The sequence below is a fragment of the Streptomyces sp. NRRL F-525 genome (genome assembly GCF_000716605.1).
In the GTDB taxonomy this organism is placed as follows: Bacteria; Actinomycetota; Actinomycetes; order Streptomycetales; family Streptomycetaceae; genus Streptomyces.
In genome coordinates this window covers 96,460-119,983 of the sequence record NZ_JNXE01000012.1, presented here as the reverse complement: position 1 = coordinate 119,983, position 23,524 = coordinate 96,460, and the positions used below count along the sequence as shown (strand labels likewise).

The following is a 23,524-nucleotide window of genomic DNA, read 5'->3' as shown; positions in this document are numbered from 1 at the left end:
GGGCCGCCTACAGGCAACTTGCAGAGCGGTTGCAGCGGGGTCCGCGAAGCTGATGCACGTGACAGAGATCATCACGCTCTCGGACCCCCGGGTCGCCGCCGTCGCGGAGGACGACTGCGGCGAACCGCTGGTCGATCTGCGCGGCACGGACGACCTGCGGATCGACCACCGTCAGGCCGACGACGACGGCCATTACGCCCACCTCAGGGCCGGTGCGCTACGACGGCTGGTGCGGGCCCAGCGGCTGCTGCCGGCCGGGATCCGGTTCCTGGTGGTGGAGGGGTACCGGCCGCCCGCTCTGCAGCGCCGGTACTTCGAGCAGTACGCGCGGACCATGCGCCAGGCCCACCCGGACGCGTCGCCGGAACGGATCCGCGAACTGGCGAGCGCGTACATCTCACCGCCGGAGGTCGCGCCGCACGTCAGCGGCGGGGCCGTAGACCTGACGCTGTGCGACCGGGACGGCCGGGAGCTGCCGCTGGGCACGGAGGTGAACGCGACCCCCGAGGAGAGCGACGGCGCCTGCCGCACCGGAGCGCCCGGCATCAGCGCCGAGGCGCGCGCCAACCGGGCCCTCATGAGCTGGGCCCTCGGCGCGACCGGCTTCGTCAACTACCCGACCGAATGGTGGCACTGGTCGTACGGCGACCGGTACTGGGCGCTGCTGCGCCGGGCACCGGCCGCGCGCTACGGCCCCGCCGCCCCACCCGACCCGGCGGCCCAGGGTGCTGGAAGCCGGGGGCAAATCTAACCACCGGAGCTGGCTTTGAGTGGTTAGAAAAGACCCCAGCCTCCAGCACCCCGGGCCACCGCGCCCCCGGCCCGACGGCCTGACCAGCCACCGACCGGAACGCACAACGACCGCACCGTACGGCCGAGTTCACGACCGAGGTTCACGACCGAGGGGGAAACAGCATGGAGACCAGAACCTGCGCCGTCCCGCCACCGCAGCGCGAGGACGGCGACCGGATGAGCCCGAAGGACTTCGACGCGTCCTTCGCCGCCGACATGCCACGCCTGCGCCGCCGCCTGCTGGCCCTGGCCGGCAACCCGCACGACGCCGACGACCTGCTCCAGGAGACCTACCTACGGCTCTCCCGGCGCGCCCGCGCCCAGAACCTGACGCGGCAGCAGCACCCGTACGCCTACACCTGCACCGTCGCCCTGAACCTGCTGCGCGACGCGTGGCAGCACCCCTCCCGGCGCGAGCAGTCCACCGACCGGCTGCCCGAATCGGGCTGGGACGGCGGACTGGCCTCCTACGAGGCGTCCCAGACCACGCTGGCGCTGCTGGGCGTGCTCTCCGAGAAGGAGGCCGCGGCGGTGATCCTCGTGGACCTGGAGGGCCTCAGCCACGACACCGCGGGCGAACGCCTCGGCGCCCACCGCGGCACGGTCCAGCGCAACCGGATGCGCGGTCTGGCCAAGATGCGCGACGCGCTCGGCCACTGAGCCCGTGCCGCTCCCCCACGGGGGTGGGGAGCGGCACGCACGCCCCGCCCACGACGCCACCCACACGAACACACGAAGGAAGACTTCCTTGAACACCAGCAGCACGCGCCGCCGGACCAGCGGCGCGCTCCTCGGGGCCTCGGTCCTCGCCCTGTCCGCGTTCGTCTCCGCCCCGGCCCACGCCGCCGCGCAGGACGCCACCTGCGGTGTCCTGGCACCGGGCGCCTCGGCCGTCGCGCAGGCCGCGGTGAACGCCGCCTGTTCGCAGATCGGCGTCTGGTACAGCTGGGGCGGCGGCCACGCGGCCACCCCGGGCGCCAGTTACGGCTACTACGACGGCTCGGACCCCGACAGCCTCCACGACAACGAGCGCAAGGGCTTCGACTGCTCCGGCCTGACGCGCTACGCCTACTACCAGGCCACCGGCAGGGACCTGCTCAACGGCACGGCGGACGACCAGTTCCACAGCTCGCAGGCCTCGGCCCGCTTCTCCGCTTCGCAGGGCAGTGCCCCGCTGCTGCCGGGCGACCTGATGTTCTGGGGCAGCGGGCACATCCACCACGTCGCCATGTACCTGGGCAACGGGCAGATGGTCGAGGCGTACGAGTCGGGCACCCACATCCGGGTCGCCCCCGTCCGCACCGGCGGCGACTACGCGGGCGCGATCCGGATCAACGGCTCGGGCACGCCGACTCCCCCGCCCGCGAACGGCGGTACGGTCTTCGAGACCTGGGGCACGGGGGTGCGCACCCGCTCCACGCCGAGCGTGCGCGGTGCCGTGGTGGACACCTTCGCCGGTCCGACCCAGGTGTCGGTCCAGTGCCAGGAGCACGCCGAGAGCGTCACCGCCGAGGGCTACACCAACGACATCTGGTCCAAGCTGGCCGACGGTTCGTGGATGACCAACATCTACATCAAGGGCCCGGCCTCGCTGCCCGGCATCCCGGACTGCGGCGGCAGCAGCACCCCGCCGCCGTCAGGGGGCAGCAAGCCGTTCCAGACCTGGGGCACCGGCGTCCGCACCCACAGCCAGCCGAACGTCAACGCCGGCGTGGTCGACTACTTCGCCCAGCCCACCACGGTCAACGTGGTCTGCCAGGCCCACGCCCAGGAGGTCACGGCCGAGGGCTACACGAACGACGCCTGGTCCAAGCTGACGGACGGTTCCTGGATGACGAACATCTACATCAAGGGCGCGGCCTGGCTGGACGTCCCGACCTGCTGACCCCAAGCCGAGACCGCCGGCCGCCGTACGCCCTGAGGGGTGTGCGGCGGCCGCGTCCGTGTCAGCGCGGACGGGATGTGAGCGTGGCGGTGAGGGTGTCCGCCAGCCATTCCTCGTAGGTGTCGGCGGACCAGCCCCGGCCCGCCGTGAGCTGGGTGTACAGCTGCGGTCCTGCCAGCGCCCAGACCGCGTCCGCCAGGCGGACCGGATCGGTGTCCGGGCCCAGCGCGCCGCTCTCGTCCAGGTGGGTGACGAACGCGGTGACGCCGGTCAGCCGCTCCCGCTCGCCGAGGTCCAGGACCTCCCCGACGTCCGGGCCCGCCTGGGTCAGCAGGGCGAACAGCGGGGTGATCCGCTCATGGATGCCGCGTACGTACGCGCCGTAGAGCCGGAGCTTGGTGCTCAACTCCCTTGTCGCCAGGATCTGTTGGATCTGAGGGCGGTCTCCCATGGGGACGGGGTCGTCGTCGCCGGCCAGGGTGATGTCCCACAGGGCCTTGACCAGGCCCGGTTTGCCGCCGAAGGACTTGTAGACCGTCTCCGGGGAGACGCCCGCGCGTTCGGCCACCGCCTTGATCGTCGTGGCGTGGTAGCCGTCCTGGAAGAGCAGCTCCCGGCAGGCGTCCAGTACCGCGGCCCGGTTGCGGCGCGCGGCCTCGCGGCGGCCCTCGGAGTTGTAGGACCGACGTGGCGTCCCGTCCGGCATCGGCGCACTCTCCCATTCTGTTACAGTCGACTGCATCGGATGCAGTCCATTGTATCGAATACTGCCCGGCTGCCGGAGGCTCTCATGTCCCGTCCCGCATCCACGCAGGTCGCGCCCGGCGTCCACCGCCTCGGCGACCACGTCGTCAACTTCTACCTGATCGAGGACCCGGACGGTCTCGTCCTGGTCGACGCGGGAACGCCCGCGCATCTGGCGCAACTCCGCGCACTGCTGGCCGACCTCGACCGCTCCCTCGGCGACGTCCGCGCCGTGCTCCTGACCCACGGCCACGCCGACCACACCGGACTGGCCCACGCCCTCCGGGAAGCCGGCGCCGAACTCTGGATCCACGACCGGGACGAAGCCATCCTGCGCGACGGCCCACGGAGCTCGACCCGCCACGCCAAACCCGAGCGTTCGATGGTTCCCTACCTGCTGCGCCGGCCGTCCGCTCTCGCCGTTCCGCTACGACTGGCCCGCGACGGAGCCTTCACCGCTCCCGGGGTGCCGGGCGCGCGCACCTTCGACGCCGACCAGGTGCTGAAGGACGTACCCGGCGCGCCCCAGGCCATCGCCCTCCCCGGCCATACGCCCGGCAGCGCCGCGTACCTCTTCACCGACCGCGGGCTCCTCTTCACCGGCGACGCCCTGGTCACCGCCGACGGCTTCACCGACCGGACCGGACCCACGATCGTCAGCCGCTGCTTCACCCACGACAGCGGAGCCGCGCTCGCCGCCCTCGACCGCCTCGACGAACTGGCGGCGGGACCGGCGGCGGAACCGACGGTCCACCTGCTGCTGCCCGGCCACGGCGAGCCCTTCGCCGGAGACGTCCGCACCGCCACCCACCAGGCCCGGCGGTTCGGCGCCCACTGACTCCCGACCTCCAACTCCCTAGGAAACGACATGAGTTATTACACCCCCCGCGTCCTGCACGTCCCCACCGAGAAGGGCGTGGTCAAGTGGATGTCCGGCGACGTCTACGAGACCCTGGCCACGGCGGGCGACACCGACGGAGCCGTGGGCTTCACCGTCTGCTGGGTGCCCCCGGGCGGCGGACCGGTGGCGCACGTGCACAAGAGCGCCGACGAATCCTTCTACGTCATCTCGGGCGAGCTGGAATTCCTGAACGGCGACCAGACCTTCGTGGCGAACACCGGTGACTTCGTCTTCGTGCCGAGGGGCACCCGGCACCGGTTCCGCAACCGCACCGGCGAACAGGCGCACATGGTGGCCTTCTTCACCCCCGGCGGCGGCGAGGGACTGTGGCTGGACGGCGGGGACGACCCCGTCCCCGGCAAGAGGCCCGAGTTCTGGCCGCCGGAGCGCGGCCTGGCCCTGGGCCCGCTCCTCGGACGCGAGGACATAGACATGGAGATCCTGCCCGAGGAGGCGGACCTCGGCGGCCCCGCCGACCGACCCTGAGCGAGCGAGGCACAGCAACGTCCCCCGGGCCGGGAAACCGCCGGTCCGGGGGACGGAGCCCGCCGGTCAGAAGCCGGCCGTACGGGCCGCCTCGTACACCTCGGCGGCCAGGTCCATCAGTTCCTGCGCGTCCCGCGCGGCCCACGAGAGGTCGACCAGGAACTCGTCGAGGCCGATCCCGGCGTACGCCATCAGATCGGTGACGATCTGTTCGACATCGCCCTGGAAGGGCTGCCGGTCCGGACCCTCGTGCCGCTTGGCGGTGTAGTCCGGGTTCACGCGTACGACCGTCCGCAGCGGCCGGGTGCGGCCCCGCTCGGCGGCGAGGTCCTGCAACTGCCGCCAGCTCGCGGCCACTTGGGCGGGCCCGTCGGCGTAGGGCAGCCAGCCGTCGGCGTGGTCGACGAGCCGGCGCATCGCCCGAGGGGAGTTGGCCGGCACCAGGATCGGGATCGGCCGGACCGGCTTCGGCCCGACCGCGGCCGAGGCGATCCTCGTGACCCGGCCGTCCTCGTAGACCACCGGGTCAGGGCCCCACACCGCCCGGCACACCGCGAACACCTCGTCCATGACCTTGCCGCGCTCCTCGAACGGGCGCACCCCGGCCGCCGCGCACTCGTCGAGGGACCAGCCGCTGCCCAGGCCCGCGACCACCCGGCCGCCGCTCGCCGCGTCCAACGTGCCCAGGGACTTTGCGAGTTGGAAAGGGATGTGCAGCGGGGCGACGAGCACGGCGGTGCCCAGTTCGACCCGCTCGGTGGCCGCCGCCGCGAGGGTGAGGGTGACCAGCGGCTCGGCCACGCCCCGGTAGGCCTCGGGCCAGGGCAGGCCCGGGACGCCGTAGAGCGGCTGGGTCTGGGGTTCCGGGAACAGGGCGCGTTCGTACACCCAGACGCTGTCGTATCCGATGCCCTCGGCGGCGCGCGCCACGTCGGGCACGTCCTTGCCGAGGTCGTACTGCCGGTTCTGCGGGAGACCCATTCCGAGCCGGGTGGTCATGCCGGTGTGCTCCTCTGCGGTTGGTCGTGCGCTCAGGTCGGCGTTGTCCGAGTGGTCGAACTCGGCTTACAGACAGGCTGATTGACGGTCCGTCAGCGACCGGACAGCATGCGCAGCATGGCGCCGTACTCACCACGGGCCTCGGCGAATCGCACCGGCTCGACCGCCTTGACGAGGATCTCGTCCGGCTGGTCGCCCGCGCCCAGGATGCTCATGACCTCGTCGAGGAAGGCGTCGAGGGGCATGGCGGTCTCCGAGTCCTCCTGGCCCATCAAGGCGGTGCGTACCGCCGGGGGTATCAGTTCGAGGACCTCGACGCCGGTGTCCGCCAGTTGGACGCGGAGGCTCTCGGTGAAGGAGTGGACGGCGGCCGGGTCGCGCCGGTGTCGGCGGCCACGCGGGTGACGCGCGGGCGGCGGTGCCCGCGCGTCACCCGCCGGGGAACCACTCAGTGCTTGTTGACCGCCGAGGCCCAGTCGAAGTTCACGCCCATGTCGGAGTACATCTTCGAGTAGCCGACGAAGCAGTTGAACGTCGTGACCTTGCCGTTCTTCAGGTACCAGAAGTCGGCGGTAGGCGCGGCGACCTTGTTGCCGTTCCCCTTGAGGACGCCCGCCGGCGTCTGGAGCTGCCCGTCGAACGTGCCGTCGATCGACAGCTCGATGCTGATGGTGTCGCCGTTCACGGTGATGCGCTTGAGGTCGCGGTGGACGTTGGAGAAGAGGCCCTTCATGTAGGGCAGCACGGTGCCGAGGGCCTTACCCCGGTAGGCCTGGCCGGCGACCATGTCGTTGAAGACGCCGTCCTTGGTGAAGCTGTTGACGAAGGTCGGCACGTCGATGTGGCTGCCCTCCGCCACGTAGTAGTCGCGCAGGACGATCGCGAGGTTGGCCTTCTCGTGCTTGGTCAGGTGGCGGTCGGTGAGCGGCAGCTTCGCCAGCTGACGGGCGGTCAGGGTCGGAGCCGCCGTACCGCTCTGGGCGGGCGCCTTGGCATGGGGGGAGCTCGCCGCCTGCGACGGCACGGCGGCGATGGAGAGACCACCCACGACAGCCACAGCGGCCGCGACGGTGATCGACTTCCGGCTGATCAGCTTCATGACGTATTCCTTCACGTTCGTTCTCAGGATTCGGGAGCCGCGGCGGCGGCCTCTCTCGCGCTCTTAGTAAATCAAACGCTGGCTTGACTTTATGAACGGCACCGCAACCTGTCAAGCCACTGTTTGAATTGTGTAGCCACCCGGCCGCGAGGTCCCCTCGCCCCACGGCGCAACCGTTGACAATCAAGTCAAACAACTGATTGAGTACAGGGTATGACCAGGGTAGAGAAGACGGACCTGCGCCGAGAAGCCGGTCAGCGCACGCGGGACGGACTGCAGGCGGCCGCCCTGGAGCTGCTCGCGCAACGCGGCCAGGACGGTCTGACGCTCCGCGAGATCACAGAGCGCGCCGGAGCCAACGTGGCCGCGGTGAGCTACCACTTCGGGTCGCTGAAGGCACTGTGCGACGCCGCGATCGAGCACGCGCTGGAACGGTATCTGGACGCGCAGATGAAGGCCATCGACTCCCTCAGCCCCACCGCGACACTCCACGAGGTCGCGGCGGCCTTCGCCGGGCCGATGATCCGGGCGCTCGCGGCCGGCGGCCAGGACCTGGCCATGATGCGGACCGTGGCACGGGTCGGCATCGAACCGCCCCAGGGATGGGAGCGGCTGACCGCCAAGTTCGTCCAGAGCCGCCGGGACGTCCTGCGGGTGCTGACGCCCCACGTCCCCGGAGTCGACGAGCAGGAGCTGAACTTCCGCACGCGCTGCGCGGCAGGCATGCTGAACTGGCTCGCCCTGTCCCCCATCGGCACCGAACTGGCCGCCATGCCCGCCGAGCAGATCGAACGGCAGCTCGTCCCCGTGGTGGCCGGAGCGTTCCGCGGGGACACCTCCGCCGACCGCTGACCGGGCGCCGGGGCCGCCGGAATCCGGACAGCGCGAACGGTCAACCGGCGTTGCCGCTGGCCGAGTTCACCGGATCGTGCGCGTCATCCGGTCGGCCACCGGTACAGGCCACATTCGACCCGGATTCGACCCGGCCAAGTTATGCCGTACGGGGTCACCAGGTGTGAGCCACATCCACCACGAGATGGTTGGCCGTCTGGAAGACCCGGAACGGCAGCCGGGCGCGGACACCGAGTCCGGCCTGGGTGTAGCCCTCGGAGCCGCCGACGACCTTGAACTCCCGGAAGGTCCGGTATCCGGTGACGTTGACGGACGGGAGCGGCGGGTAGGGCTGTCCGGTCGCCGGGTCGTAGCGCGAGGAGAACAGCGAGATCTCCAGGATGGCGCCACCCTTGATCGGAACGACGATGTCGCTCGGGTCCTGGTGCAGTTCGTCGACGTAGCGGACCGAGTAGCCGATCGCGTCGGCCCCCGTGCCCTGGGCGTCGAAGACCAGCCGGTCGTAGCACTCGTGTTGTCCGACCCGCACGTCGGCCAGTCGCCTGGAGGCGTCGGGGGCACCCGTCTTGTCCAGGCTCCCCCACGTGACGGCACAGTCCACGGCCGCCGGCGCGGCCACCGCCGGAACCGTGCCAGCCAACAGCCCACCGCCCGCCAGCATCATCGCGGCCAGTGCAGTACCTATCCGTCGCATGACTACCCCCCGGTTGCTCGCGCAGGTGTGTGTCCTTTCAGACCGGCGGCTTTCCAGAAGGTTGTGCACGGAGGAACAGTCCATTGCGGCGCAGGGACCACAGGGACCCCGTCAGCACCAACTACCCATAAACCCACAGGGGTTACTGCCGCTACGGCTTACGCGCAAGCCCACCGTGCTCGGCGACGACCGCCGGTACACCCGAACCGTCCTCCGGACGCCACTCCGTCACCGAGACGACACCGGGCCCGACGAACTCCAGTCCGTCGAAGAACGCGGTGATCTCATCGATGGAGCGCAGGTTGTACGGAACGGCGCCGCTGTTGTTGTAGGCGTCCTGGGCCTGCTCGAAGACAGGGTCGATGCCGCGCGACCCGTCGTTGATGGAGAGGTAACTGCCCGAGGGCAGGGCCTCCATCAGCCGCGTGACGATGGAACGGGCCTGCTCGTAGTCGGCGACATGACCCAGGATGTTGCTGAGGATGAGCGCGGTGGGCCGGCCGAAGTCCAGCGTCTCGGCGGCGACTTCGAGAATGCGGTCCGGGTCCGTCACGTTGGCGTCGATGTACGCGGTCGCGCCCTCCGCGGTGGAGTACAGCAGGGCACGGGCGTGGGCGAGCACCATCGGATCGTTGTCGACGTAGACGATCCGCGCCTCGGGAGCGAGCGCCTGGGCGACCTGGTGGGTGTTCTGCGCGGTCGGAAGCCCGGTACCGACGTCCAGGAACTGCCGGATCCCCGCCTCGGAGACGAGATACGCGATGTTCCGCCGCAGAAAGCCACGGCTGGACCGAGCGATGGCAACAATCCCGGGAAACACCTCGGTGTACGCGTCACCGGCCGCCTCGTCGACGGGGTAGTTGTCCTTACCGCCGAGCCAGTAGTTCCAGATCCGCGCGGAGTGCGGCACGGACGTGTCGATCTTCTGCTGCTCCGCCGGCTCGGGCGTCGGCACGGGGTCGCTCATGAGTCGTGTACGTCCTTCGGGCGGGGCGGGGATCGACGGGGGTCAATCGCGGCACATCCTAGGGCTCAACTCCCTTGGCTGGCGCGCTAGTCCGGGTCTTCCGGCGAGTGTGATGCGAAGGCCCCACCGGAGTCACGCGGACGTCCGGTGTGGCCTTCGTTTGCGCTCGACCGAGGGGACCCGGTCAACCGGAGGTCAGGAGGAGATCGACAGCGGCATCGATCGCTTCCTCCAGAGCGACCGCGTTCCTCACCCCGTCTCCCGACCCGGTGTCCTCCACCTGGTAGGACCCTCCGGTGACCGGACAGATCTGGATCTCCCTCGCCCCCTGTCTCCCCAGCTCCGTGGAGAGCCGCAGGACCCCGTGGCTGAGATAGGGAAAGAGCCCGCGGAGGCGGCCGTTGGCGTGGGCCGCCTCCACGAGGGGCCGTTCGTCGTCGTAGACCTCCGCGGTCCGCAGCCATTCCCACTGGGCCGCGATCGGATCACCGCTCTCGTACCCGCGGGCGAGCCGTCCGAGCCGCATGAACGGGAACGCCCCGGCGAACTCGTCCACGGGCACTCCGCTCCGCCAGGCCGCCACCGCCCTGACCAGTTCCCGCAGATCGTCCGTCATTCCGTCCGCCCACGTGAATCCGCGCCCGCGGACGTCGAGAGAGAACATCCGCTCGTGCTTGCCGAGCAGCATGGACATCGTGCCGCGGTCCGTCGCGATGACGGCACTCTTGTAGCGCCCCGGCCCCGACGCGTACTCGCTGTAGGGGGTTCCCACATCCAAGCCGCTCTCACGGGCCAGGCTCTCCAAGGCGGAGACGAGACCGCCCCTTTCGATCAGGTCCGGGTACAGAGCGGAGTCCAGGAACACGGACAGGTCCGGACGGGGAGAGGTGCCGTTCGTCTCCACAGTGGAGGGCGCTCCTTGAGATCGGGGTCCTAGCACTTGCACGAAGGTCCCGCGTCGATGGGGAACGGTCGCAATCTACCGAAGCTCGACCAGTCGGGCTCATCGGGAAAGAATTCCACTTTCTGATTCGTTTTGATGTCCGTGCGATACCAGTGGATCGATCCCCAGGAGCGTTCTCCATTGGCCACCGCTCGGGCGATCCATCCCATCTCGATCTCTGTCGATCTGGCCCCCCGGGCAAGTTCCCTCTGCCGCCCTGCCCAGCGCCACATCGCAGTTGTGCACCAGCACCGGCGTGGAACCGGCGAGCACGTAGTAGGTGTGCAGTTCCTCGACGGTGAGGTTGTACATGTCAGCCGCGCCGACCTCGTGCCGGACGCCGACCAGTCGGGCCCGACCGTCCTCGGCGGTGCTGAGGTCGTGGCCCACGGTGAGTTCGCCGGCCTGGATCCACGCGCGAGCCGTGGCGTCCCAGAAGGGGTGTTCGTAGGTGGTGTCGACGGTGACGGTACGGCCCTGTTTGTCACGGATGCTCAGGTAGACCAGGTCCGTGTCGCGGTGGCCGCCTTGAGCGGTGACCGTGCGTGCCCCTAGTCGCTTGCCCGTCTTCGGATCCGCCGCCGCCACCTTGTCGCCGGGCTTGATCTTCCCGATCTGTTTGGTGCGGCCGTCCTTCATGAGCACGCGGGTCGAGGGGGTGAAGCTGCACAGAATCCGCCCGGCCTTGCTCATCGCGCCGATGAATCTGGTGGCACCCCGCGCGATACCGCCGGCGTCCGCCGAGGACATGGCCATGCCGAGGGTGTCGCACGTGTGACCTCCGCCACAATGCCCACACTCCGCTATCACGTCGGGCGGGAAATGGCAGCACACACCGAAATGAAAGGGAATTCTAGATGAACATTAAATGGATACGGCAATTCCTTGCGTATGTCACTACGTGATATGGAACATCAGCCCAACCAAAATGGCCCGGCCGCCCAGTACGCGAGGTTCACCGGTTCCGGCTGCAGGCGGGGAGGCGTCGCAGGAGTGCGGCAAGGGAAGAGCCAAGCGGCTGGCGAACCCGCCGGCAAAAGCGCTCGTCCACCGAGCCGACGACAAACAGGCCAAGATCCTCAAGGCTCGTTACCACTACACCGCCCAGGCCGGCCAAGGCAGGCCGATCAGCGGCCCCGCGATCGGATCGGATCGCGGGGTCGTCACCTTGCCTGATCAGTCGCTCAACCGCCCGTTCCCGATTGCCGAAACGAAGGAGTTCCACCCATCAGCGGGGAACACAAGCACCGGCCCGTGAGGAACCTTGCTGTCCCGCACCGGGACGACAGCGGCGAAGTCGTCAGAGACCTCGACGCAAGCCCCACCGTCCGAGTTGCTGTATGAGCTCTTACGCCAGGTCGCGAACCGCATCGTAAGCACCTTGCCGTTTCTCGACCGCGGCACTGTCCTCGATCAGGTCGCCGCGGTGCGTGTTCTCCGTGTATGCCGCCGTACGTCCCTGCGCCAGGCGCAGGAACCACACGTCAGTGCTGTCCAGCCCGTAAGGACCCGCACTGAACGGCAACACATGGACGACGATGTTCGGACGTTCCGACATCGCAGTCAGGTGCTCCAACTGCCCAAGTCGCTCACGGGTGTTGAGCAACCCCGTGCGCAGGACCGCCTCGGACAGAACAGTCCGGAACCGGGGTGCGTCCACCCCCTCCAGCAGCTCCCGCCGCCCCATCCGAGCATCGACCTGCTGCTCAGGTTCCTTCCCCTCAAGCCCGCCCGCCACCAACACCTCCCGTGCGTACCCCGGCGTCTGCAACAACCCCTACGTCCCGTAGTGCGTGTCGAGGGCCTGGACAACCACAGCCGGGTCACGGAATCAGCGAAACCGAACGACGTCCAGACCGTGTCACTGAGCGCCCTTGTCGCCGACTCCCCCGAAGCCCCCAAACCCGAGAAAGGGCCCCGACCAAGCCATAAGACCAGGTCAGAGCCCTACCGACAGACGAGCCGGGCCGTACGCCGGGTTCTGTTTCCGGGGGGACCTCACGGTCCTCCCGGCGACGGCCATCCATCTAGGACCGGTGTTGCCACCGGCCTCGTGCGGTCTACCCGCGGACTCGGGCGGGCAGCCCTCGAACGTCCGCGCAGAGTCGCCCTTCTTGCGAAGCGGCGGCTCCTTTTGACCTTGCTCCGGGTGGGGTTTACCTAGCTGCCCAGGTCACCCTGGGCACTGGTGGTCTCTTACACCACCGTTTCACCCTTACCGAGGACCGAGGTCCCCGGCGGTCTGTTTTCTGTGGCACTGTCCCGCGGGTCACCCCGGGTGGCCGTTAGCCATCACCCTGCCCTGTGGAGCCCGGACGTTCCTCGGGAAGTCCCCCTAGGGGCACTCCACGCGGCCGTCCGCCCGGCTCGTCTGCCGTGTCGACCATGCTACCGGGCGGGCGCCGCCCCGCGGACCGGTGGCCGCCGTCGCCAGCACCGACCCCGCCAGGATCAGCGTGAAGGCCACCGCGATGCCCACCGTCAGGTCCTCCCCCAGGAACAGCGCGCCCGCCGCCACCGCCACCGCCGGGTTGACGTACGTGATCACCGTCGAACGGGTCGGGCCGACCTCCTTGATCAGCTCCAGGAAGGCCACGAACGCCACCGCCGTGCAGATCACACCCAGGCCGGCGAGGGACGCCAGAACCTGGGGCGACGGGACCGAGGAGGGCCAGGTCACCGCCGCCGCGGGGGCGTAGACGATCGCCGCCAACGCCAGGCAGGGGGCGGTCAGTTGGAGCGTCGGGACGTCCTTCAGGTAGCGGGCGGCTATCAGCGGCGCCGTCGCATACCCGAGCACCGTCAGCAGCACCTCCGCCAGCGAGCGCGCGTCGCCGCCCGTCAGATGCGGGACCGTGAGGACGGTGACCCCGGCCAGTCCCAGCGCCAGGCCCGCCACCCGACGCGCCCCCAGACGTTCCGCGTCCCCGAAGAAGCGCGCCATCAGCACGCCCACGATCGGTACGCCCGCGATCAGCAGGCCCGCCGTAGAGCTGGACAGGTGCCGTTCCGCGTCCGTCAGCGTGAACCACGGGCCGATGATCTCGATGCACGCGAAGGCCAGCATCGGGCGCCAGTGCGCGCGGACCGTCCCGGCCAGGCCGCCTTGTCGCAGGGCGAAGGGAAGCAGGAGTACGGCGCCCAGGGCGCAGCGGGTGAAGACGACCATGGACGGGGAGAGCGGGGCGTCCACCGCCACCTTGATCATCAGGTAGGGGATGCCCCACACCACTCCCATCAGGGAGAACAGGAACCAGCCGCGTGCAGTCATACGGCGAGGATGCGTCGCCACCTCATCGGGAGTCTTGAACGCTGTTGCGGTACGCCGCCGGCGTCACCCCCAGCACCCGCCGGAACCACCGCGTCAGATGCGCCTGGTCCGCGAAGCCCACCTGCGCCGCCACCTCGGCGGGCCGCCCGCCCGCCTCCAGCAGACCGCGCGCCCGGGTCACCCGGTACTGGGCCAGCCAGGCGTACGGCGGTATCCCCATCGTCGTACGGAAGGCGCGCAGGAGCTGGTAGCGGGACAGGCCGAAGTCCGCCGCCAGCGCGTTCAAGGAGGGCGGGGTCAGCAGTTCGTCCGCCAGGCGGTCCCGCACCGCGTGGGCCACCCAGGCCGCGCCCGGGATCTCGTCCGGTGCCGGGCGCGCTGTGGAGTGGCGGCGGGCGAGCGCCGTCAGGAGCCACGGCAAACGCGACTCCGCCTCCAACGGGTCCGGGCAGACGCTGAGTTGGGTGTGCGCCGAGCGCAGCGCCACGGCGAGTTCGGTGTCGTCGAGGAGCGGCTCGCGGAAGTGCGGGAGGGCCGCGCCGAGGATGCCGTCCGTCAGCAGTCCCGGGTCGGCGTAGAGGGCTCGGTAGGCGTAGCCGTCGGTGGCACTGCCCGGGCCGCCCGTGTGCATCTCACCGGGGGCCAGTACGACGATGGAGCCCGGGGTCGCACGGACGCGGCCGCCGCGGTAGTCGATGAGTTCCGAGCCGCCGACGCAGACGCCGATCGTGAACTCCTCGTGCGCGTGCGGGGCGTAGACGTGCCGGTCGAACCGGGCCGTCAGCAGGTCGAGCGGCGGACCGCAGCGGCCCAGTCTCGCCCTCGTCCACAGCGCCTGCTCACGTGCGCTCACCGGCCGCACCCCCTTTCCTCCACAGGGTGCAACGCGCCGGGGCCGCGTGTCATGCCGGGACGAGCGCCCGTTCCAACGCGTCGAAGGCCGCGCCTATCCGCGCCCGATGGTCTTCTACGAGTCCTTCCGCGCCCTCTCCCGCGAAGACGCGGCGCGCGGTCGTGACGTAGACCGTGCGGTACGCGGCGACGGTCAGGGCCGCGGTCAGGGCGGGGTCGGGGGTGTCCGGGGCGGTCTCGGTGAGGGCGGCGGCCAGGGCGTTCTCGATCTCCTCCAGGGCCTCGCGGCCCCGGGCGCACAGGGCGGGCGAGTCGGCCACGACCTCCCAGAAGTCCGGGAAACCGCTGTCGGGACCGGCCAACGGGTGGCGCCGGTCGAGGAGTTCGAGGGCGAGGCGGCGGAGCGCGGCGAGCGGGGTCTCGCCGGGGGCGCGGTCGCGTACGGCCCCGCTGAACATCTCGACCGCCTCCGGGATGCGGTCGAGGAACAGGTCCTCCTTGCGCGGGAAGTAGTTGAAGACGGTCATCGTCGACACCTCGGCGGCCCGCGCGACCTCCGCGACCGACACCTGGTCGAAGCCACGCTCCCGGAACAGCGCCGAGGCGACGTTCGAGATCCGCTGCCGTGTCGCCCGCTTCTTGCGCTCTCTCAGCGGCAGCTCGGCCGCGTCCTTGCTCTCACTCACTCTCTCACTCACGAGAACAGTGTAGCCAACATAATTTTTTAGTGACTACACTTAAGCCATGAACGCTGACACGAACACCGACACGAACTACGACGTCGTCATCGCCGGAGCCGGGCCCATCGGGCTGCTGCTCGCCTGTGAGCTGCGGCTCGGCGGGGCCCGCGTGCTGGTCGCTGAGCGGCTGACCGAGGTGGACGAGACGATCAAGGCGGGCGGGATCAACACCCTCACCGCCGTCTCCCTCTACCGCCGGGGGCTGCTGCCCGCGCTGACCGAGGTGCAGGTCGAGACCGCGAACGGCATGAAGGAGTTCCTGCGGACGCAGAGCGGCGGTGAGGGCGCCGCCCCGCCGCCGAAGTCCGCCGGACACTTCGCCGGGATCACCCTGCGGGCCGATCTGCTCGACACCTCGGACCCCGCCTTCGCGGAGGTCGGCCCGGCCGGCGAGGTCGGACGCTTCGTCCCGCAGGCCCCACTGGAGCGCCTGCTCGGCCGACGCGCCGTCGAACTCGGCGTCGAGGTGCGCAGGCAGGTCGAGTTGACCGGTTACGACGCGGACGACGAGGGGGTGACCGTCCACCTCGCCGCTACGGACGGATCGGCGCCGCAGGCCGTCCGCACCGGCTGGCTGGTCGGCTGCGACGGCGGCCGCAGCCTCGTCCGCAAGCTCGCCGGCATCCAGTTCCCGGGCACCGCACCGGAGATCACCGGTTACCAGGCGATCGCCGACCTGACCGGCACCGAGGGGCTGAGCAAGGGCTGGAACGCCACCGCCACCGGGATGTACACCTACGGCCCGATGCCGGGGCGGATGGTGTCCATCGAGTTCGACGGGCCGCCCGCCGACCGCCAATCCCCGGTCACCACCGAGGAGTTGCAGGCCAGCGTGCGCCGCGTGACCGGGGTCGACGTCACCGTGCACGCCCTGCACACCGCGACCCGGTTCACCGACAACTGCCGTCAGGCGGACACCTATCGCTCGGGCCGGGTGCTGCTCGCGGGCGACGCGGCGCATGTGCACTCGCCGTTCGGCGGGCAAGGCCTCAACCTCGGCGTCGGCGACGCGATGAACCTCGGCTGGAAGCTCGCCCTGGTCATCAGCGGCCGGGCACCCGTCGACCTGCTCGACACCTACACCGCCGAACGGCATCCGATCGGCGCCTGGGTGCTGGACTGGACCCGCGCCCAGATCGCGGTCATGCGGCCCGACGCACACGCCCGTGCCCTGCGCGGGATCGTCAGCGACCTCGCGGGGACGGCCGACGGCACGATGTACTTCGTCAAGCGGATCTCCGGCGCCTGGCAGCGCTACGACCTCCCCGGCGACCACCCGCTGACCGGCCGCAGCGCCCCCGACCTCGAACTCGCCGACGGCACCCGCCTCGGCGACCACCTCCACACCGGCCGCGCCCTCCTCCTCGACCTGGCCGACGACCCCAAACTCCGTGCCCGCGCGGCCGGTTACGAGGGCCTGGTGGACGTGCTGACCACCAATTGCCCCCAACACCCGGAACTGGCCGGGCTGTTGGTGCGCCCCGACGGGTTCACCGCCTGGGCGACGGACACGGACGGCACCGAGGACGACCCCTCGGACGCCCTGCGGCTGTGGTTCGGCGCGCCGCTTGGCGCTTGACACTGCCGCGACGTCAGCATTTGCACTGACCCCATGAGGACCAACTGGGCAGGCGGCGGGCGGGTGTTCGGGTATGCGCGGGCGCGACGGGCCATGGTGGCCGGGTCGGCGCTCGCGTGCGTCCTGGAGACGCTCACCATGTCGGTACTGCTGCGGGACTGGCCGGTGCTCCACCAAGTGGTGCCGGTCCTGGGCCTGTTCGCGGTCGCGTCCGTCGCCGCCCTGCACGCGGCCGCTGTCGCCCGCCCGCACCGGCTGGACACCCAGGGGCTACGGCTCCGGCGGGCCGCCCGCGCCGACGTGATCGTCCCGCTGGGTCATATCGCCTCCGCCGAGCGGGAGTTGCGGGTGACCCGGCGCCGTGCCGACGGGGAACTCGATCTCCCCGTCGGCTTCCGCACCTCCGTCACCCTCCAACTCGCCGAGCCCGTAAGCCACTTCACGCTCCTCGGCCGACGGCGGGAGGTCGACACCGTCCGCTTCCACGCCGACGACGCCGACCGCGTCGTAGCGGCCCTTCAGGCCCGTCTGGAAGCGGTCAGGGGGGCGCGAACCGTACCTTCGACGTCCCCGGGTCCGCCTGGGTGAGGCGGACCCGCAGCCGTTCCCCCAAGGGCAGCGGGGTCGTGCCGCCTTCGAGGCGGGCGACGACGGCCGGGGTGTCCAACTGCACCTTGCCTACCGTCGGTTGGCGTTCCTCGACGTCCACCACATAGCCGTCGAAGAGGTCGCCGACGCGGTCCTTCAGCAGGGCTGCCTCGACGATGTCGACGCACTCGCGCTCGACGGTGCCCGCGAGGCGGTTGCCGTCGGCCATCTGTTTGGGGAGGGCGTCGAGGCCGGCCAGGACCCAGGCGGGTGGGGAGGAGGGGGCCAGGCAGAGTTCGGAGGCGTAGCGGTCGACCAGTCGCCGTAGGGGCGCTGTGCAGTGGGTGTAGGGGGCGGCGACCGCCGCGTGGGTGGTGACGGGCGGGAGGTTGCCGTCGCGGAAGACCGTGTAGCCCGCGCCGCGCAGCAGGGTCGTGCACTCCTGGAGAAAGGCCGCGTGGTGCGGGAGGTGCGGGTCGAGGGAGCGGATGAGCTGCGCGTACGACATGTGGTGCGGCCAGTCGATGTGCAGCGCGTGCGCGGTGCGGTGGAGGCGGCCGACCGCGCCGTCGGGGGCGGTGGGGAGGGTGCGCAGGACGCCCGTGCCGTGCGTGAGCATCAGGTCGGCGGCGGCCATGCCGGTGAGGAGGGAGATCTGGGCGTTCCAGCCGTCGGCGGGGAGCGGGGCGCGGTAGGCGAGTTCGTAGGTGTGGTCGCGCTCGACGATCTCCTGCTCGGGCACGTTGAGGGAGATGCCGCCGCGCTCGACCTCCAGGCGTTCGCGCGCCTCGCCGATGTCCTTCAGCAGCGCGAGCGGTTCCTCCGCCGTGCCCGCGTCGATCTGCCGCTGCGCGGTGGCGTAGTCGAGTTTGGCCCGGCTGCGGACGAGGGCGCGGCGGACGTCGACGGCGGACGTACGGCCGTCCGCGTCCAGGTCGATCGTCCACAGCACCGCGGGCCGCGTCACGTCCGGCAACAGGCTCGCGGCGCCCTCGCTCAGCAGGGGCGGGTGCAGCGGGGTCTTCTCGTCGGGGAAGTAGAGCGTGGTCACGCGGCGGTGGGCCTCCGCGTCCAGCGCGCCGCCGGGGACCACGAAGGCGGCGACGTCGGCGATGGCGTACCGGACCCGGAAACCGGTCCCTCCGGTCCCCCCGGTTCCCCTACGGGACAGGTGCATCGCCTGGTCCAGGTCCATGGACGTGGGCGGGTCGATGGTGAAGAAGGGGATGTCGGTCGCGTCCTCGACGGCGGGGGCCGGTGCCTTCGCAGCGCGTTCCGCCTCCGCCAGTACCTCCGGCGGGAAGGTCTCGGGTACGCCGAGTTCGGTGCGGAGTGCGGTGAGGGCGGCCCGGAGCGGGGCTTCGGGGGTGCCGGTCACCCGGATACGGCGGCTGGGCATGACACGAGCGTAGGCACAATCCGCAGGCCCGCACCCTTTACGCTGGCGCAAGCCCCCCACGTAAGCCAGAAGTGCCCTGAAGTTCCCTGAAGTCCCCTAAGGAGAAACCCGCCGTGCTCGTCCTGCTGCCGCCGTCCGAAGGCAAGGCCTCCTCCGGCCGCGGTGCCCCCCTCAAGCCGGAATCGCTCTCCCTGCCGGGACTCACCGACGCCCGCGCGGCCGTACTCGACGAACTCGTCGACCTGTGCGCCGCCGACGAGGACAAGGCACGCGAGGTCCTCGGGCTGAGTGAGGGACTGCGCGGCGAGATCGCGAAGAACACGGAGCTGCGGACGGCGGGTGCGCGGCCCGCCGGGGAGATCTATACGGGGGTTCTCTACGACGCCCTCGACCTGGCCTCGCTCGAACCCGCCGCGAAGAAGCGGGCCGCGCGTTCGTTGCTGGTGTTCTCCGGGTTGTGGGGCGCGGTGCGGGTGACGGACCGGATTCCGTCGTATCGCTGCTCTATGGGGGTACGGCTGCCCGGGCTCGGGGCGTTGGGTGCGCACTGGCGGGGGCCGATGGCGGCTGTGCTGCCGGAGGTTGCCGGGGACGGGCTCGTGCTGGATCTGCGGTCGTCGGCCTATGTGGCGGCGTGGAAGCCGAAGGGGGAGGTCGCGGGGCGGACGGCGACCGTGCGGGTGCTGCATGCACCGACGCGGAAGGTTGTCAGCCACTTCAACAAGGCGACGAAGGGGCGGATCGTGCGGAGTCTGTTGACCTCGCCGGGGGCGCCCGGGACGCCGGGTGAACTGGTCGAGGCCTTGCGGGACTTGGGGTATGTGGTGGAGGCGGAGGCGCCGTCGCAGGCGGGGCGGGCCTGGGCGCTGGATGTGCTGGTGGACGAGATTCACTGAGCGAACCATCGGGCATGCGTTGCAGTGTGCGCAATGGGCTTTGCGTGCACTGCATCACCTCGGCAGGATGAGGCCATGTCTTCCTCGCCGTCGCCTTCCTTCTCCCTGCTCGGTCTCGCTCCCGTGCTGCCCGTCGTCGTCATCGAGGACGTCGCCGACGCGGTGCCGCTCGCGCGGGCGCTGGTGGCGGGTGGGTTGCCCGCGATCGAGGTGACCTTGCGGACGCCGGTCGCGCTGGAGGCGTTGCGGGCCATCGCGGGTGAGGTGCCGGGGGCCGTGGTGGGGGCCGGGACCGTGGTGGCTCCGGGGCAGGTGAAGGAGTGCGTGGAGGCGGGGGCGCGGTTTCTTGTGAGTCCCGGGTGGACCGAGTTGCTGTTGGAGGCTATGCAGGGGTCCGGGGTGCCGTTCCTGCCGGGGGTGTCGACCACGTCCGAGGTGGTCGCGCTGTTGGAGCGCGGGGTGCGGGAGATGAAGTTCTTTCCGGCTCAGGCCTCGGGGGGTACCGCGTATCTCAAGGCGCTGGCCGGGCCGTTGCCGCAGGCGCGGTTCTGTCCTACCGGGGGGATAGGGGTCGACTCCGCGCCCGACTACCTGGCGTTGCCCAACGTCGGGTGTGTGGGCGGGAGTTGGATGATTCCGGGGGATGCGGTGGCCGCGCGGGACTGGGGGCGGGTCGAGGTGCTGGCGCGGGAGGCGGCGGGGCTGCGGTCAGCGTAGGTGGGACGTGTCGTTGAAGAGTCGTACGCTCGCGTTGCCGTCGGCGTAGTACGCCACGGCTGAGATTGACGCCGCGGAGAGTTCCATGCGGAACAGGGACTCCGGTGGGGCGCCCAGGGCGAGTTGGACGAACGTCTTGATCGGGGTGACGTGGGTGACGAGGAGGACTGTGCGGCCCGCGTAGGTCGCGGTCAGCTTGTCCCGGGTGGCGGCGATTCGGGTTGCCGTGTCGGCGAAACTCTCGCCGCCGCCTGTGGGTTGGGCCGTGGGGTCGGCCAGCCAGGTGGTCAGGTCGTCGGGGTAGCGCTCGCGTACCTCGCCGAAGGTGAGGCCTTCCCAGGCGCCGAAGTCCGTTTCGCGCAGGCCCTCTTCGATCGTCACCGGTAGGCCCAGGCGGTCTGCTACGGCTGCGGCGGTTTCCCTGGTGCGGGTGAGGGGGGAGGCGATGATGTGCTGGATTGTGCCTCGGGTTGCCAACGCGGTTGCTGCTCGCTCCGCTTGGTCCCTTCCGACGTTGGAGAGGGACGGGTTGGTGCCGCCGCTGCCTGAGAAGCGCTTCTGGGGGGTGAGGGGGGTTTCGCCGTGGCGTAGGAGGACGAAGGTTGCGGGGGCGCCCATGTCTGCGGGGGCCCAACCGGCGCTCGGCGTGGCTATGTTGCGGGCTGCGCGGGTGTCGGCGGTGGCCTTGGCGGTAGTCGTCACAGTTGCGGCCGGTGGGGGCTGGTCGCGCAGTTCCCCGCGCCCCTTAAGGGCGTCGGCTGGGCCTGTGTTGGAAGGCTCGGCGCGCCCGCGGCCCCTAAGGGCGTCAGCTGGGCCTGCGCTGGAAAGCTCGGCGCGCCCGCGGCCCCTAAGGGCATCGGCTGGGTCTGTGCTGGAAAGCTCAGCGCGTACGCGCCCCTTAAGGGCGTCGGCTGGGTCTGTGTTGGACAGCTCCGCTTGTGTTCCGCGGCCCTTAAAAGCCTCGCCTGAGCCTGTGCTGCGGAGTTCTGCCGTTGACTCTGCCGCCGACCACTGCTCGCCCCGCTTCCCCGCGTCCATCGCCTCGTTGGCCAAGCGGTCCGCGTGTTTGTTCTGGGCTCTGGGGATCCACTCGTACGTCACCTGGTCCGGCGGGAAGACCTGGCCCGCTTCCGCCGCCAGGGGCTTCATGTCGGGGTGTTTGATCTTCCAGCGGCCCGACATCTGTTCCACGACGAGCTTGGAGTCCATGCGGATGTGGATGGACGCGGCGGGGTCCAGGGCGTGGGCCGTGCGGAGGCCGGCCAACAGGCCCCGGTACTCGGCGACGTTGTTCGTGGCGATGCCGATGTACTCGGCCGCCTCCGCCAGCGTCTCCCCCGTCGTCGCGTCGATGACGACGCTGCCGTAGCCCGCGGGACCCGGGTTGCCCCGGGAACCGCCGTCGGCCTCGACGATGAACTCCCGCACGGCCAGCGCTCCTTACAGGCCGGAGTCGGACGTGCGCACCAGGATGCGGTGGCAGTTCTCGCAGCGGACGACCGTGTCGGGCGCCGCCGCGCGGACCTCGTTGAAGTCGGTGATGGCGAGCTCCTGGCGGCAGCCCTGGCAGGTGCGCTGGTACAGCTTGGCCGCGCCGATGCCGCCCTGCTGCTGGCGAAGCTTGTCGTAGAGCTTGAGGAGGTCCGCGGGGATGGTCGCCGAGACGACCTCGCGCTCCTTCTCGGCCGTGGCCTCATCGGCGTCGAGCGTCTCGTACGCGGCCTCGCGGCGGGCGGTCGCGTCGTCGATCCTGCCCTGCACGGAACCGACCCGCTCGGTCAGTTCGGCGGTGCGCTCCTGCGCGGACTCACGGCGCTCCATGACCTCCAGGACGATGTCCTCGAGGTCGCCCTGGCGCTTGGCGAGGGAGACGATCTCGCGCTGGAGGTTCTCCAGGTCCTTGGGCGAGGTGACGGCACCGGAGTCGAGGCGCTGCTGGTCGCGGGTGGCGCGCTGGCGCACCTGGTCCACGTCCTGCTCGGCCTTGGTCTGCTCGCGGGCGCAGTCGCTCTCCTCGGTCTGCACGGCCACGAGCAGGTCGCGCAGCTGGGTGAGGTCCTTGGTCAGCGAGTCGATCTCGGCGTGCTCCGGCAGGGAGTTGCGCTTGTGCGCGAGCTGCGAGAGGCGTACGTCGAGGGCCTGGACGTCGAGAAGTCGGATCTGGTCGGCGGGCGCGGCGTTCAGTTGGGGGCTCCAGGTTTGTCAGGTGTGGCGGTGGACGCCGCGTGGGCGGTCCAGGGGTCGGTGACCGTCTTGGAGACATGGACCCTGAGGTCCCATCCCTCGCGGTCGGAGATCTCGTCGAGCTGGGCGGCGGCCAGCTCGCACCAGGGCCACTCGGTGGCCCAGTGCGCCGCGTCGAGCAGCGCGAGAGGAGTGTGGGCTCGGGCTTCCGACACCGGGTGGTGGCGGAGGTCCGCTGTGAGGAAAGCTTCTACGCCTGCCGCGCGTACGTCGTCGAAGAGGCTGTCGCCTGAGCCGCCGCTCACCGCGATCCGGTGGACCAGGGCGTCGGGGTCGCCCGCGACGCGGATGCCCTGCGCCGTGGCGGGCAGGCGCTCGGCGGCGCGGGCCGCGAGCTCGCGGACGGTCAGGGGGTGGTCCAGCTCGCAGATCCGGCCCAGGCCCCGGCGGCCTTCCGGATCGGTCGGGTCCGGTACGAGCGGTCCTACGACCCGGAGGTCCAGCGCGCCCGCGAGCGCGTCGGAGACTCCCGGGTCGGCGCGGTCGGCGTTGGTGTGGGCGACGTGCAGCGCGATGTCGTGCTTGATCAGCGTGTGCACCACACGGCCCTTGAAGGTGGAGGCCGCGACCGTCGTCGTACCGCGCAGGTAGAGGGGGTGGTGGGTGACCAGCAGGTCGGCGCCCAGCTTCACGGCCTCGTCGACGATCTCCTGCACGGGATCCACGGCGAACAGCACACGGGTGACGTCCTGGTCCGGGTCGCCCACGACGGTGCCGACCGCGTCCCAGGACTCGGCCCGCTCGGCGGGCCACAGGTTCTCCAGCGCGGCGATGACTTCGGACAGGCGGGGTACGGACTGACGGGGCACGGGGAAAGGCTACCTGGCTGGACCGATCGGCTGAACCGCTGAACCGGCCGTACGGAGGTGCGCGGCC

Annotated in this window: 25 protein-coding genes, 1 other RNA gene and 2 pseudogenes; 10 read left to right on the top strand and 18 right to left on the bottom strand. The window is 70.5% G+C overall.

Features of this window, described 5'->3' with window-relative positions:
* Positions 1 to 58: 58 nt before the first annotated feature.
* The 3 genes from OO69_RS19120 (at position 59) to OO69_RS19110 (ending at position 2,677) form a co-directional block, all read left to right on the top strand.
* Positions 59 to 751: a M15 family metallopeptidase gene (locus OO69_RS19120; protein ID WP_033281980.1), complete on the top strand. Its 693-nt coding sequence runs from the start codon at positions 59 to 61 to the stop codon at positions 749 to 751.
* Between the two features lie 164 nt (positions 752 to 915).
* Entirely contained in the window at positions 916 to 1,452 is a 537-nt protein-coding gene (locus OO69_RS19115; RefSeq protein ID WP_033281905.1) for an RNA polymerase sigma factor, read from the top strand.
* Between the two features lie 88 nt (positions 1,453 to 1,540).
* Positions 1,541 to 2,677 (top strand): C40 family peptidase, encoded by a 1,137-nt coding sequence (locus OO69_RS19110; protein ID WP_033281904.1) that lies wholly within the window; start codon positions 1,541 to 1,543, stop codon positions 2,675 to 2,677.
* A gap of 61 nt (positions 2,678 to 2,738) precedes the next feature.
* Here OO69_RS19110 and OO69_RS19105 read toward each other — a convergent pair whose 3' ends face one another.
* The gene (locus tag OO69_RS19105; RefSeq protein ID WP_033281903.1) at positions 2,739 to 3,383 is read right to left on the bottom strand and encodes a TetR/AcrR family transcriptional regulator; all 645 of its coding nucleotides are present in this window, start codon (positions 3,381 to 3,383) and stop codon (positions 2,739 to 2,741) included.
* An 84-nt stretch (positions 3,384 to 3,467) separates the two neighbouring features.
* Between OO69_RS19105 and OO69_RS19100 the strand changes: the two genes are divergently transcribed.
* On the top strand, positions 3,468 to 4,259 hold the full coding sequence (locus OO69_RS19100) for an MBL fold metallo-hydrolase (RefSeq protein ID WP_033281902.1): 792 nt from the start codon (positions 3,468 to 3,470) through the stop codon (positions 4,257 to 4,259).
* A gap of 30 nt (positions 4,260 to 4,289) precedes the next feature.
* Positions 4,290 to 4,808 (top strand): cupin domain-containing protein, encoded by a 519-nt coding sequence (locus OO69_RS19095; protein ID WP_033281901.1) that lies wholly within the window; start codon positions 4,290 to 4,292, stop codon positions 4,806 to 4,808.
* A 66-nt stretch (positions 4,809 to 4,874) separates the two neighbouring features.
* On the opposite strand, the gene OO69_RS19090 is transcribed toward OO69_RS19095, so the two are convergent.
* The 3 genes from OO69_RS19090 to OO69_RS19080 all read right to left on the bottom strand — a co-directional run bounded on the left by OO69_RS19090 (position 4,875) and on the right by OO69_RS19080 (position 6,906).
* Entirely contained in the window at positions 4,875 to 5,807 is a 933-nt protein-coding gene (locus OO69_RS19090) for an LLM class F420-dependent oxidoreductase (protein ID WP_033281900.1), read from the bottom strand.
* Positions 5,808 to 5,899: 92 nt separating this feature from the next.
* Positions 5,900 to 6,079, bottom strand: a complete 180-nt coding sequence (locus OO69_RS52515; RefSeq protein ID WP_199810984.1) for a hypothetical protein — start codon at positions 6,077 to 6,079, stop codon at positions 5,900 to 5,902.
* Positions 6,080 to 6,255: 176 nt separating this feature from the next.
* Complete coding sequence (locus tag OO69_RS19080; RefSeq protein ID WP_033281899.1) at positions 6,256 to 6,906, bottom strand: nuclear transport factor 2 family protein; 651 nt, start codon at positions 6,904 to 6,906, stop codon at positions 6,256 to 6,258.
* A 213-nt stretch (positions 6,907 to 7,119) separates the two neighbouring features.
* Between OO69_RS19080 and OO69_RS48860 the strand changes: the two genes are divergently transcribed.
* Positions 7,120 to 7,758, top strand: coding sequence for a TetR/AcrR family transcriptional regulator (locus OO69_RS48860; RefSeq protein WP_106971067.1), 639 nt, complete (start codon positions 7,120 to 7,122; stop codon positions 7,756 to 7,758).
* A gap of 154 nt (positions 7,759 to 7,912) precedes the next feature.
* Here OO69_RS48860 and OO69_RS19070 read toward each other — a convergent pair whose 3' ends face one another.
* The 10 genes and pseudogenes from OO69_RS19070 to OO69_RS19035 all read right to left on the bottom strand — a co-directional run bounded on the left by OO69_RS19070 (position 7,913) and on the right by OO69_RS19035 (position 15,183).
* On the bottom strand, positions 7,913 to 8,452 hold the full coding sequence (locus tag OO69_RS19070; RefSeq protein ID WP_234444476.1) for an AMIN-like domain-containing (lipo)protein: 540 nt from the start codon (positions 8,450 to 8,452) through the stop codon (positions 7,913 to 7,915).
* A 151-nt stretch (positions 8,453 to 8,603) separates the two neighbouring features.
* On the bottom strand, positions 8,604 to 9,419 hold the full coding sequence (locus OO69_RS19065; protein WP_033281898.1) for an SAM-dependent methyltransferase: 816 nt from the start codon (positions 9,417 to 9,419) through the stop codon (positions 8,604 to 8,606).
* A 184-nt stretch (positions 9,420 to 9,603) separates the two neighbouring features.
* Positions 9,604 to 10,323: a DUF6193 family natural product biosynthesis protein gene (locus OO69_RS49470; protein ID WP_051801107.1), complete on the bottom strand. Its 720-nt coding sequence runs from the start codon at positions 10,321 to 10,323 to the stop codon at positions 9,604 to 9,606.
* A gap of 99 nt (positions 10,324 to 10,422) precedes the next feature.
* On the bottom strand, positions 10,423 to 11,118 hold the full coding sequence (locus OO69_RS49465; protein ID WP_051801106.1) for a polymorphic toxin-type HINT domain-containing protein: 696 nt from the start codon (positions 11,116 to 11,118) through the stop codon (positions 10,423 to 10,425).
* A gap of 420 nt (positions 11,119 to 11,538) precedes the next feature.
* Positions 11,539 to 11,733 (bottom strand): DUF397 domain-containing protein, encoded by a 195-nt coding sequence (locus OO69_RS50195; protein WP_078652475.1) that lies wholly within the window; start codon positions 11,731 to 11,733, stop codon positions 11,539 to 11,541.
* Positions 11,714 to 12,139 (bottom strand): annotated as a pseudogene (locus OO69_RS19050) (DUF5753 domain-containing protein); the annotation flags it as partial. The gene OO69_RS50195 and the pseudogene OO69_RS19050, both read right to left, overlap by 20 nt.
* A gap of 177 nt (positions 12,140 to 12,316) precedes the next feature.
* An RNA gene (rnpB, locus tag OO69_RS49490) (RNase P RNA component class A) lies at positions 12,317 to 12,732 on the bottom strand.
* Positions 12,733 to 12,850: 118 nt separating this feature from the next.
* Positions 12,851 to 13,570, bottom strand: a pseudogene (locus tag OO69_RS53880) (DMT family transporter); the annotation flags it as partial.
* 85 nt (positions 13,571 to 13,655) lie between these two features.
* A complete protein-coding gene (locus OO69_RS19040; RefSeq protein WP_033281975.1) occupies positions 13,656 to 14,486 on the bottom strand; it encodes a helix-turn-helix domain-containing protein in 831 nt (276 codons plus the stop codon).
* A gap of 49 nt (positions 14,487 to 14,535) precedes the next feature.
* Complete coding sequence (locus OO69_RS19035; protein ID WP_051801104.1) at positions 14,536 to 15,183, bottom strand: TetR/AcrR family transcriptional regulator; 648 nt, start codon at positions 15,181 to 15,183, stop codon at positions 14,536 to 14,538.
* Positions 15,184 to 15,229: 46 nt separating this feature from the next.
* On the opposite strand from OO69_RS19035, the gene OO69_RS19030 reads away from it, so the two are divergent.
* Positions 15,230 to 16,804 (top strand): FAD-dependent monooxygenase, encoded by a 1,575-nt coding sequence (locus OO69_RS19030; protein WP_033281894.1) that lies wholly within the window; start codon positions 15,230 to 15,232, stop codon positions 16,802 to 16,804.
* 33 nt (positions 16,805 to 16,837) lie between these two features.
* Positions 16,838 to 17,392 carry a hypothetical protein gene (locus OO69_RS19025; protein WP_033281893.1) on the top strand — a complete coding sequence of 185 codons (555 nt, stop codon included), beginning with the start codon at positions 16,838 to 16,840 and terminating at the stop codon, positions 17,390 to 17,392.
* Here the strand turns inward: OO69_RS19025 and OO69_RS19020 are convergent.
* Entirely contained in the window at positions 17,343 to 18,791 is a 1,449-nt protein-coding gene (locus OO69_RS19020) for an RNB domain-containing ribonuclease (RefSeq protein ID WP_033281892.1), read from the bottom strand. The genes OO69_RS19025 and OO69_RS19020 overlap by 50 nt on opposite strands.
* Before the next feature lie 113 nt (positions 18,792 to 18,904).
* Between OO69_RS19020 and yaaA the strand changes: the two genes are divergently transcribed.
* Positions 18,905 to 19,687 (top strand): peroxide stress protein YaaA, encoded by a 783-nt coding sequence (yaaA, locus tag OO69_RS19015; RefSeq protein ID WP_033281891.1) that lies wholly within the window; start codon positions 18,905 to 18,907, stop codon positions 19,685 to 19,687.
* Positions 19,688 to 19,762: 75 nt separating this feature from the next.
* Entirely contained in the window at positions 19,763 to 20,404 is a 642-nt protein-coding gene (gene eda / locus OO69_RS19010; RefSeq protein ID WP_033281890.1) for a bifunctional 4-hydroxy-2-oxoglutarate aldolase/2-dehydro-3-deoxy-phosphogluconate aldolase, read from the top strand.
* On the opposite strand, the gene OO69_RS19005 is transcribed toward eda, so the two are convergent.
* The 3 genes from OO69_RS19005 to OO69_RS18995 are packed head-to-tail and all read right to left on the bottom strand — an operon-like array spanning position 20,396 to position 23,457.
* On the bottom strand, positions 20,396 to 21,832 hold the full coding sequence (locus OO69_RS19005; protein ID WP_033281889.1) for a bifunctional RNase H/acid phosphatase: 1,437 nt from the start codon (positions 21,830 to 21,832) through the stop codon (positions 20,396 to 20,398). The genes eda and OO69_RS19005 overlap by 9 nt on opposite strands.
* A gap of 12 nt (positions 21,833 to 21,844) precedes the next feature.
* The gene (locus OO69_RS19000) at positions 21,845 to 22,588 is read right to left on the bottom strand and encodes a zinc ribbon domain-containing protein (protein ID WP_078652474.1); all 744 of its coding nucleotides are present in this window, start codon (positions 22,586 to 22,588) and stop codon (positions 21,845 to 21,847) included.
* Complete coding sequence (locus OO69_RS18995) at positions 22,585 to 23,457, bottom strand: Nif3-like dinuclear metal center hexameric protein (RefSeq protein WP_033281887.1); 873 nt, start codon at positions 23,455 to 23,457, stop codon at positions 22,585 to 22,587. The genes OO69_RS19000 and OO69_RS18995 overlap by 4 nt, the downstream gene beginning before the upstream one ends.
* Positions 23,458 to 23,524: the final 67 nt, after the last annotated feature.